9 protein-coding genes are annotated in these 10,043 nt (G+C 72.7%); 6 read left to right on the top strand and 3 right to left on the bottom strand.

Annotation, left to right across the window (positions count from 1 at the left end; all coding sequences use genetic code 11):
- Window positions 1-172: 172 nt before the first annotated feature.
- The 3 genes from DW309_RS11840 to imuA' are packed head-to-tail and all read right to left on the bottom strand — an operon-like array spanning window position 173 to window position 5,945.
- Window positions 173-3,625, bottom strand: coding sequence for an error-prone DNA polymerase (locus tag DW309_RS11840; protein WP_136045490.1), 3,453 nt, complete (start codon window positions 3,623-3,625; stop codon window positions 173-175).
- A complete protein-coding gene (locus tag DW309_RS11835; RefSeq protein WP_136045489.1) occupies window positions 3,625-5,163 on the bottom strand; it encodes a DNA polymerase Y family protein in 1,539 nt (512 codons plus the stop codon). Before DW309_RS11835 ends, DW309_RS11840 begins: the two co-directional genes overlap by 1 nt.
- Entirely contained in the window at window positions 5,160-5,945 is a 786-nt protein-coding gene (imuA', locus tag DW309_RS11830; RefSeq protein ID WP_136045488.1) for a DnaE2-dependent mutagenesis accessory factor ImuA', read from the bottom strand. The genes DW309_RS11835 and imuA' overlap by 4 nt, the downstream gene beginning before the upstream one ends.
- Window positions 5,946-6,075: 130 nt before the next feature.
- On the opposite strand from imuA', the gene DW309_RS11825 reads away from it, so the two are divergent.
- The 6 genes from DW309_RS11825 to DW309_RS11800 form a co-directional block, all read left to right on the top strand.
- Window positions 6,076-6,546 carry a prepilin peptidase gene (locus tag DW309_RS11825; protein ID WP_136045487.1) on the top strand — a complete coding sequence of 157 codons (471 nt, stop codon included), beginning with the start codon at window positions 6,076-6,078 and terminating at the stop codon, window positions 6,544-6,546.
- A gap of 48 nt (window positions 6,547-6,594) precedes the next feature.
- Window positions 6,595-6,807 carry a hypothetical protein gene (locus DW309_RS11820; protein WP_046749348.1) on the top strand — a complete coding sequence of 71 codons (213 nt, stop codon included), beginning with the start codon at window positions 6,595-6,597 and terminating at the stop codon, window positions 6,805-6,807.
- Complete coding sequence (locus DW309_RS11815; protein ID WP_136031264.1) at window positions 6,800-7,417, top strand: CYTH domain-containing protein; 618 nt, start codon at window positions 6,800-6,802, stop codon at window positions 7,415-7,417. Before DW309_RS11820 ends, DW309_RS11815 begins: the two co-directional genes overlap by 8 nt.
- 62 nt (window positions 7,418-7,479) lie before the next feature.
- A complete protein-coding gene (locus DW309_RS11810) occupies window positions 7,480-8,640 on the top strand; it encodes a type III polyketide synthase (protein WP_136045486.1) in 1,161 nt (386 codons plus the stop codon).
- Window positions 8,637-9,359, top strand: coding sequence for a methyltransferase domain-containing protein (locus DW309_RS11805; protein ID WP_136045485.1), 723 nt, complete (start codon window positions 8,637-8,639; stop codon window positions 9,357-9,359). The genes DW309_RS11810 and DW309_RS11805 overlap by 4 nt, the downstream gene beginning before the upstream one ends.
- A partial coding sequence (locus tag DW309_RS11800) for an FAD-dependent oxidoreductase (protein WP_168387261.1) occupies window positions 9,346-10,043 on the top strand: 698 nt, incomplete at its 3' end. The genes DW309_RS11805 and DW309_RS11800, both read left to right, overlap by 14 nt.

The raw sequence follows: 10,043 nt of genomic DNA, 5'->3' as shown, positions 1-10,043 counted from the left end.
GGAGGCGGCGAAGGCGGAGGCCGACCGCTGGGGTGGCACCGACCGCCCGCCGGCCGAGGAGCCCGAGCGCTTCTGGTGATGCACGCGGGCCGCGCGGGGCCGGTGCGGGTGCCCGGTGCGGTCTCGGCGGACGTCCCTCGCTTCTGACGGGCCTGCGCTGTCGGTGCCCGGGTCAGCGGAAGTCCCGCGATCGGTGGGCCACGCCGGTCTGCAGATCCTCGAAGGCGTCGGCGAGCACGTTGACCACACCCTCGGGTGAGCGTTCGAGGATGCCGCGGATGATGAGTGCCGGCGACTCGCGGGCGATCCGGCCGAAGCGGCCCCAGACACCGGTGGAGCAGATCACGTTCACCAGACCGCTCTCGTCTTCGAGGTTCACGAAGGTGACCCCGGCCGCTGTCGCCGGTCGCTGTCGGTGGGTGACCAGCCCGGCGACCTCGATGCGTCGTCCCGTCTCGTGCTTCTGCAGATCGGCCGCGGTCAGCACCCCGCGGGTCTGGAGGGCTGCGCGGAAGTGTGCCATGGGGTGGTCGTCCGTCGAGATGCCCGTGGCCCAGAGGTCGGCCGAGAGCCGTTCGTAACTCGTCTGGTCGGCGAACAGGGGCGGCTGCACAGCCACGGTCGTCCCCGGCAGGAAGCGGGAGCGGTCGTCGGCCGCGGCCCCGGCGAGCCAGATCGCCTCCCGCCGTTCGAGGCCGAGGCATGCGAAGGCGCCGGCGGTGGCGAGGGCTTCCAGCTGCGCCGCCGTCGCATCGGTCCGCCGCACCAGGTCGTGGAGATCGCGATAGGGGCCGTGGGCCTCACGCTCGGCGACGATCCGTTCCGCCAGCGGCACGCCGATGCCGCGGATGCCGCTGAGCCCGAGTCGCACCGCGAACCGCCCGTCCCTGCGGTGTGCCGCCGACTCGTCCGGCGCGCTCCGGTCGAAGCGCAGGACTTCCGGTTGCGGATCCGCCAGGCAGCTCTCCCTGCCCGTGGGCCCGGTGCCGCCGTCCGCGGCGACGGGTTCGAGCAGCTCGGTGGCCCCGGACAGGTGCAGATCGGGGCGGCGCACCTCCACCCCGTGCCGGCGGGCATCCGCCGTGAGTGTCGCGGGGGAGTAGAACCCCATCGGCTGCGACCGCAGCAGCCCGGCGAGGAAGGCCGCCGGGTAGTGCAGCTTCAGCCAGGAGCTCGCGTAGACGAGGAGCGCGAACGACAGCGAGTGCGACTCGGCGAAACCGAAGTTCGAGAACGCCTGGATCTGCGCGTAGATGCGGTCGGCGTCGTCGTCCACGAGTCCTCGCCTGGCCATCCCCGCGTAGAGCTTGCCCCGCACCTTCTCGATCTTCTCCAGCCCTCGTTTGGACCCCATCGCCCGCCGCAGCAGGTCCGCCTCGTCGGCCGTGCAGTCGCCCACCGCCGTGGCCATCTGGATCAGCTGCTCCTGGAAGATGGGGATCCCCAGGGTGCGCTTCAGGATGTCCTCCAGGTCGCTGTGCGGGTAGGGGATCGGGAAGTCCACCGGCGCCTCGCCCCTGGCCTCCCGCTCCCTGTTCTCCTCGTCCGTCCGGTCCTTCGCCATCTTGCGCCGCACGAACGGATGCACCGCGCCACCCTGGATGGGACCGGGGCGGATCAGGGCGATCTGGATCGCGAGGTCGTAGAAGCGGCGGGGCTGCAGGCGGGGCAGCAGGCCGATCTGCGCTCGGGACTCGACCTGGAAGACGCCGATCGAGTCGGCGCGGCACAGCATGTCGTACACCCCGGCCTCCTCCTTCGGCAGGGTCTCCAGCGTCCATTCCTCACCGGTGGCCTCGCGCACGAGGTCGAAGCAGTGCTGCAGGGCCGCGAGCATGCCGAGGCCGAGCAGGTCGAACTTCACCAGCCCCATGAAGGCGGCGTCGTCCTTGTCCCACTGGATGACCGTCCTGTTCTCCATGCGGGCGTGCTCCACCGGGACCACCTCGCCGACCGGGCGCGCGGTGAGCACCATGCCGCCGGAATGGATCCCCAGGTGACGAGGGGCCTTGAGCAGCTCGGCGGCGTAGTCGAGCACGGTGTCCGGGATGTCGTGGCCCTCGACGGGTTCGAGCCCCGACCCCCACCCGTCGACCTGCCGTGACCACGAGTCCTGCTGGCCCGGCGAGTACCCCAGGGCCCTGGCCATGTCGCGGACCGCGTTCTTCGGCCGGTACTGGATGACGTTCGCCACCTGGGCCGCCCGCTCTCTTCCGTACTCGCGGTACACCCACTGGATGATCTCCTCCCGGCGCCGCGAGTCGAAGTCCACGTCGATGTCGGGCTCCTCCGTGCGCGTGGTGGCGAGGAACCGCTCGAACGGCAGCCGGTAGAGGATCGGGTCGACCGCGGTGATGCCCAGCAGGTAGCACACCGCGCTCGCCGCAGCGGAGCCTCGCCCCTGGCAGAGGATCCCGCGGCGACGGGCCTCGGCGACGATGCCGTGCACGATCAGGAAGTAGCCGGGGAAGTCCTTCTCCTCGATCACGTCGAGCTCGCGCTCGATGCGGCGGTGGCCGTCGGCGTCCAGCCGGGGGTACTTCGTCGGCACCGCCGCCCACACCAGGTGTCGCAGCCAGCTCATGGGCGTGTGGCCCGGCGGCACGTCCTGCCGAGGGAGGGCCGGGCGTGCCATGCGCAGCGGGAAGGCGGAGGCGGCGGCGATCTCCAGCCCGTGCGAGATCGCTCCGGGGTAGCGCGCGAAACGTGCCGTCATCTCGGCCCCGCTGCGCAGGTGGGCTCCGCCGTGCGCGGGCAGCCAGCCGTCGAGCTCGTCCATGCTGCGCACCGCCCTGACCGCGGCCACGGCCTCCGCGAGGGGAGCCTGCATCGGCCTGGCGTAGTGCACGTTGTTGGTCGCCACGACCGGCAGGCGCATCCGCCGCGCGAGGTCGGCGAGAGCGTCGTTGCGCCGTGTGTCCAGGGGCTCTCCGTGGTCGAAGAGCTCGACGGCCACACTGTCGCTGCCGAACAGGTCGACGAGTCGTCGGAGCGGGGTGGCGGCGTCGCCGGCGTCGAGCCCTCGCCGGACCGCGCCTTTGCGGCAGCCGGTCAGGATCGTCCAGTGTCCGTCCGCGCGGGCGGCCAGGTCGTCGAGGTCGTACACGGGGCGTCCCTTCTCCCCGCCCCGCAGCTGGGCGGCGGTGATCGCCCCGGACAGCCGGTGGTAGCCCTCCATGCCGCGGGCGAGCACGAGCAGATGCTCGCCGGGCGGGTCGGCGGCGCCCTGCGGGGCGAGCGGCAGGTCGAGCGACAGTTCGGCTCCGAACACGGTCTGCAGCTGCACCTCCATGTGCTCCGCGAGCTCGGCGAAGCGCGCGGCGCCGTAGAACCCGTCGTGGTCCGTGAGGGCGAGGGCGCTCAGGCCCAGGCGTTCGGCTTCGGCCAGAAGGTCTTCGGGGGAGGAGGCGCCGTCGAGGAAGGAGTAGGAGGAGTGCGCGTGCAGCTCGGCGTAGGGCACGGCGTCGTCCGGCCGCTTCGGCAGGGCGGGAGGGAGGCGCTTGCGGCGTCGGCTCACGGGTCCGGGGTCCGCTCGTCGCCCGGGGGTCGCGGACGGCGGGGCCGGATCGCCGCTGAGGGTGCGCTCCAGCTGATCCCAGCTCAGCGGCGGGTTGTGCCATCCCATCAGCGATACCTCCCTTCGGCCCACCAGCGCTCGCCGGCGTGGAAGACGAGCCAGGCGCGGTCGCGGTCGTCGACGATCTGGAGCCGATGCCCCCGCTTGCCGCCCCCCGGAGCCCACCGGCGTTCCTGCACCGGCCACGGCCCCGCCCAGGCCTGCACTCCGGCACCGTCGATGCGGGCGGGGTCGTTCGACAGCGCCCCGCGGTCGTCCACCGTGAGGACGCTCCCATCGACCCCGACGACGCCGACCGGGCGGGGAGGGCGGAAGACCTCGGACGGCAGCGGATCGGGGAGGCTGCCCGGCCAGGGCGACCCGGGGTCCCGCGGGGGCACCACTCGTTCGCCCCACGGGGTGAGCACCTGACGGTCGGCCAGCCAGCGCCCACCCGACACGGCCGCCGTGACCACGCCCTGATGTCCGAGCATGGTCTGCACCCGGGAGACCGCGTGGTGCAGGCGCTCGTCGGTGCCCGATCCGAAGAGGCCGGGCTGATGGTGTGCCGCGTCGTCCACGGCGACGGGGAGGATGCGGACCGCCGCGATGCCGCCGAACGCCCTCGCCTCGTCCACGGGTTCCTTCGCGGTCAGCGCCGCCAGGGACTCCAGCTGCCAGCGCACCCGGTCGACGAGGTCGGAGGCGTCGAAGCACGTCGGGTGCAGCCAGGTGCGGGAGAAGACCTCGCCGCCATCGTCCGTCAGATCGATCCGCACCTCGGTGCAGACGACGGAGGCATCGGCGAGGGCGAGCAGTACGGCGTCGGCCGTCTGCCGCACGGCGAAGGCCACCTGGTCGGCGCCGCCCAGGGGGGTGTCGAACTCGATGCTCCGCGCCAGCTCGGGGTCGGGCGGGCGCGGGGTCAGTGGGCGGGAGTCGGCGCCGGAGGCGAGTGCGTGCATCCGGGCTCCCTGTTCGCCGAAACGGTCGCGCACGTCGAGCGGGTCGAGGGCGGTGAACGCGCCGAGGGTGCGCACCCCGAGTCGCAGGAGGAGCCCGCTGAGCTGCTCGTCGCGGAGCACCTGGACGGGGTACGGTGCCAGGAAATCCCGGGAGGCGCCGGGCGGGACAACCGTGCAGGGGGCCGTTCCCCGTGCGGCGATCTCGGCCGTGAAGGGACCGTCGGCGACCCCGACGCGCACCTCGGGGTAGCCGGCGTCGGCCAGGATCGCAGAGAGCGCCGCCGCCGCCTCCGCCTCGCCCCCGTGGTAGCGCGAGATGCCCCTGGCTCGCAGGATCGCGAGGCCGGGACGCAGGAGGGTGACCCCGGGGGCGTGTCTCTCGATGAGCTGCAGCACCGGGGCGAAGGCCCGTTCGTCCTTCCCCGGGTCGTGCGGAAGGACCCGGAGCGAGGAGAGGAGTCCCTGGGCGACGCGGCGACGTTGGCCGATGCGGACGCCGTGCGCTCGGGCCGAGGCGGTGCACGCGACGACCGTGTTCGCCTGCACCAGGGCCGTGGGCGGATGCGGTTGCCCGCCACCCAGGGCCGCCCGCAGGGGCCAGTCCGGGAACCAAAGCACGAGGACGCGGAGGGGAGCGTTCATCCTGCCTCCGCCCAGAAGAGGAGCTCCGACGGGGTGGAGGTGCCCGACGCCTCCGGTTCGATGGAGAGCGGGGGCAGGGCGGTCAGCTCGGCCACCGCCGTCTCGACGGCACCGTGTCCGCCGGGGAGCCGCACCCGCACACTCGAGGCGCGCGGGCTGTGCCTGGTCCGGGCGGTGACCGTCACCGTGCAATCGGAGAGCAGGCCCCACCCCTCTCCGAGCCCGTGCCAGTCGGGGTCGTGCAGGCGGATGGTGCCCTCGCTCTGCGCCCACCGCCCCGCGCCCGGTTCCTCGGCGACCAGCAGGGTGGAGCCGCGGTCGCGCAGTCGAGCACTCAATCGTGCGACATCCGCATCCCGGGCCCTCGACTCCGGCTGGACGACGATCAGCGGCACCACTTCGGCGAGGGCGGAGGTCACTGCGAGCCAGCGGTCTCCGGGAGACGGGACGAGGATGAGCTTGGTCAGGTCGATGCCGTAGGCGGCGGCGGCCTCCACCCCGAGGGTCGGCATGCCGATCACCGCGCACCAGTGCCCTTTGCCCGAGGCGGCACTGAGCAGCGCCAGCACGAGGGCCGGGGAGGGGGAGACCGTGTAGGAGGTGCCGGTCTGGAGTCCCTCCTCGGGCAGCAGCGCAGCGAAGGCGGGGTCGAGGGGGAGCAGGGTGTGCTCGCTGCGCCGCCGCTGCATCCGGCTGATCTCGCGGCGCAGCCGCAGCACCTCTCCGGCGCGGTTGTCGCTGGTCGGAGAGAGCGCGGTCATCGCATCGAGCCCGATCCCCATGCATCCATCCTCGAAGATATGTACGAATAAAGCAAGTGACGTCAATGACGCTAATTCGTACATCGGACATCCGTGAAACCCTGTCCACAGGGGGTCATCGGCGCGCATGCTGCTCGCCTAGCCTGCCCGGATGGATCTCCGACTCGCCCTCATCGGCCTGGTGCACGGCGCCCTCCTCGGCGTCGGCGGATGGCTGGTCGTGATCGACGCCCGCACGCACCGTCTCCCCAACCGCATCGTGCTGCCCGCGCTCGCCGCCCTGCTCCTGCTCGTCACCGTGGATGCCGTCGCGACGGGTCGGCCCGAGCCGATGATCCGTGCCCTGCTCGGCGGCGTCCTGCTCGGTGGCTTCTACCTGGTGCTGCGCGCGATCAGTCGCGCCGGCATGGGCGGGGGAGACGTCAAGCTCGCGGCGGTCATCGGGCTGCTGCTCGCGTGGCACGGCTGGACGGCGCTCGCGCTCGGCGCGGCGTCCGCATTCGTCCTCGGAGCCCTGTACGCGCTCGTGCTGATGGCGCTGCGGCGCGCCGACCGGGCGACCAGGATCGCGTTCGGACCGTGGATGATCGCGGGAGCCGTCCTCGGCGTCCTGCTCGGCTGAGCGGCCGGGCGCCGCGGGGATGGGGGAGGTCGGGTCTACTCTGGGCACATGGCACTCGCACGACTCCACGGCGGCCCGCTGGACGGGCAGATCATCCCCCTCGGCGATGCGGACGACAAGCTGATCGTCCCCTACAGCGAGACGCAGGTGGTGTACAACCGCCGCGGCGAGCCGCAGAACACGGGCGAGGGCGACGGCCCGACCGAGGTCGACTACTGGTTCGAGGAGTCGCTCGAAGACCTCACGCTCGAGGATGACTGAGCCCTCCCGCACGGTCGAGGTCGAGCGCACGTACGACGTCGACGACGACACTCCGCTCCCGCGGTGGGAGGCGATCCCGGGGGTCGATGCCGTGTCGTCCGGTGAGCACCGTGCCCTGGACGCGCACTATCTCGACACCGACGACGGCGCCCTCGCGCGCTCGGGCGTCGCGCTGCGTCGCCGCACGGGCGGCCCGGACGAGGGCTGGCACGTGAAGGGGCCGCGGCAGGGCGACGGACGCCTGGAGCTGGGATGGCCGCTCGGCGACACCGGCGAGACCGTTCCCGCCGTGGTCGTCGAGGCGATCTCCGGCTGGACGACGGCGCCGCTGACCCCCCTCGCGCGCATCGAGAACGACCGCACGGCCTACCTGCTCACGGGGCCGCGCGGCGTCGTGGCGGAGTTCGTGGACGATCGCGTCCGTGCGACCGACGTCCGCCGTGGCACGCGCCGCGCGTGGCGTGAGTGGGAGGTGGAGCTCGGTCCCGCCGCTCCCGCCGATGAGGCAGGACGCGCAGCCCTGTTCGCCGCGGTCGAGGGCGTGGTGCGTGCGGCCGGCGCCCGTGAGGCGTCCTCCGAGTCGAAGCTCGCCAGAGCGCTCGGGTTCTAGGCGCGCGACGGCCACGACGCAACCCCTTTTCCCCGGAGCTCGCCGGGTGGTTGAGTGGGCCCATGAGCCGACCGCCTGTGCTTCGATCGCTGCAGACGATCGTCCCCGAGACCGTTCTCGTGCAGGAGCAGGTGCGTGAGGTCTTCGCCGCCCAGCCCGGTCTCGGTCGGCTGGCTCAGCGCATCGTGTCGACCTCGTTCCGCGTGTCGGGGATCGACACACGGCACACCGTGATCGATGAACTCGCCGAGGGGGCGGAGCCGGACGAGCCGCTGTTCTACGACCGTCGCTCCGGTCGACTGCTCGCCCCGGGCACGAAAGCACGCAACGACTACTACACGCGGGAGGCCTCGCGGCTCTTCGTCGAGGCCGCCCGTCGCGCGCTCGACGCGGATCCCGACGTGACCGCCGCCGATGTCACGCACGTGATCACGGTGTCGTGCACGGGCTTCCACGCACCGGGACCGGAGTACGAGATCGTGCGGGGGCTCGGTCTGTCCGATGCGGTCCAGCGCTATCACCTGGGCTTCATGGGCTGTTACGCCTCCATGCCGGCGCTGCGGGCCGCTGCTCAGTTCTGCGCGGCCGATGAGAACGCGGTCGTGCTGGTCGTGAGCGTGGAGCTCTGCACCCTGCACCTGCGCTCCTCGGAGGATCCGGACACGATCGTGGCCTCCTCGCTCTTCGCCGACGGCGCTGCAGCGGGCGTCGTCACCGCGCGTGACCTCCCCTCGTCCGTTCCCGCGCTCCGCCTCGACGGCTTCCACACCGCGATCGTCCCGGAGGGCGTGGACGACATGGCCTGGACGATCGGCGACTCGGGGTTCGAGATGATCCTGTCGACCGCGGTGCCGCAGATCATCGGCGCGTCGATCATCGGGGCGCTGGGCCCGCTCTACTCCCGGGAGGACGGCCTCGCGGAGGCGTTCGCCGCCGGACGGGTGGGTGAACAGGTGCGGCACTGGGCGATCCATCCCGGCGGGCGGAGCATCCTCGACAGGGTGCAGGAGCGGATGGCGCTGAGCGACGCACAGCTGCGACCGGCGCGCGAGACGCTGCGCGAGTACGGCAACATGTCGAGTGCGACCGTGCTGTTCGTGCTGAAGCGGATCCTGGAGCGCGAGGGGGCCGAGCCGGGCGACCGCGTGGCGGCGATGGCGTTCGGCCCCGGTCTCACGGCGGAGAGCGCGCTGCTGACCGTGGTCGCCCCGGCGGCTTCATGAGTGTGGATCTCCGGGTCCGCGCGACCCACGTGCGGGAGCTGATGGACGACCCGCAGGCCGATGAGGAGATGCTCGGTCGCACGTACCAGCGGTTCGGTGCCGTGAACGCGGTGGTCTCCCGGCCCGGACGCCTCTACCGTCAGGACATCCGCCCGCGCGCGGCCGCCCGCCGGATCCGCATCCTGGACATCGGCGCGGGCGGCGGAGATCTGTGCCGCCTTCTCGTGCGGCGGCTGCGGCGGGACGGGCTCGAGGCCGACGTCACGGCGCTGGATGCGGATGAGCGCGCGATCCGGTGGGCGTCAGCGCACGACGTGGGGCTGGGCATCCGCTACCGGTGTGCGCTGTCGTCCCAGCTGGTCGAGGAGGGCGATCGGTACGACGTGGTGCTGTCGAATCACGTGCTGCATCACCTGGATGCCGGGGAGTTCGACGCGGTGCTGCGCGACTCGCAGGCCCTCACCGCTCCGGGCGGGCTGGTCTCGCATCACGACATCGCGCGCGGCCGCCTGGCCTACACGGCTTTCGCGGGTGCCACGTGGCCGCTCTCCCGCACACTGCTCGCCGGTTCCTTCATCCGCGTGGACGGTCTGCGCAGTATCCGGCGCTCGTACACCGCGCGGGAGCTCGCCGCACTGGCGCCGTCGGGATGGAGCGTGCGCAGTCGTCTTCCCGCGCGACTGGAGCTGCGGTGGGAGGCGCCGCGTGCCGGAACATGACGTGCTCGTGGTCGGCGGCGGCCCCGTCGGGCTGCTCGTGGCGTGCCTGCTGGCACAGGACGGTCGGCGGGTGCGCGTGCACGAGCAGCGCGCGGAGCCCGGACGGCGGACGCGCGCGATCGGCATCCACCGTCCGGGGCTCGATGCCCTCGACGCGGCAGGGGTGGGCACAGCAGTGCGAGCGGAGGCGCTGCGACTGACGGGCGGCGAGGTGCGCAGCAGGGGGCGGCGCCTCGCGTCACTGGACTTCACCGCGGACCGACCCGTCTACACACTGCCGCAGCCGCGGACGGAGGGGCTGCTGCGGGAGAGGTTGCAGCGTCTGCAGGGGGATGCGCTGGGCCTGGGCTCGACCGTCCGCTCGGTGCGCGATGACGGCACGGTCGTGCGGGTGGGCGTCGACGGCACCGACGGGCGGCGCGAGGAGACGGCGTCGATGGTCGTGGTCGCCGACGGTGTGCGCAGTCGTCTGCGTCGCGCGTTCGGGGTGGGCTGGGCGCGCCGACCGGGGCGGGCGCGCTACGCGATGCTCGACGTGGAGGCGCCGACGACCGACGACCGCGCGGTGCTGTTCTTCGAGCCGGACGGCCTCGTGGAGTCGTTCCCCCTCCCCGGCGGCCGTCGGCGGTGGGTGGTGCGCGAGGGTCAGGGTGGTCCGGCGGCGTCCGCGGCCGAGCTCGCGGC

Origin of the sequence: Microbacterium sp. K41 (assembly GCF_004794395.1) — a bacterium.
GTDB lineage: Bacteria > Actinomycetota > Actinomycetes > Actinomycetales > Microbacteriaceae > Microbacterium > Microbacterium sufflavum.
Note: the sequence above shows the minus strand (reverse complement) of the source record. Positions and strands in the feature narration are given on the sequence as shown.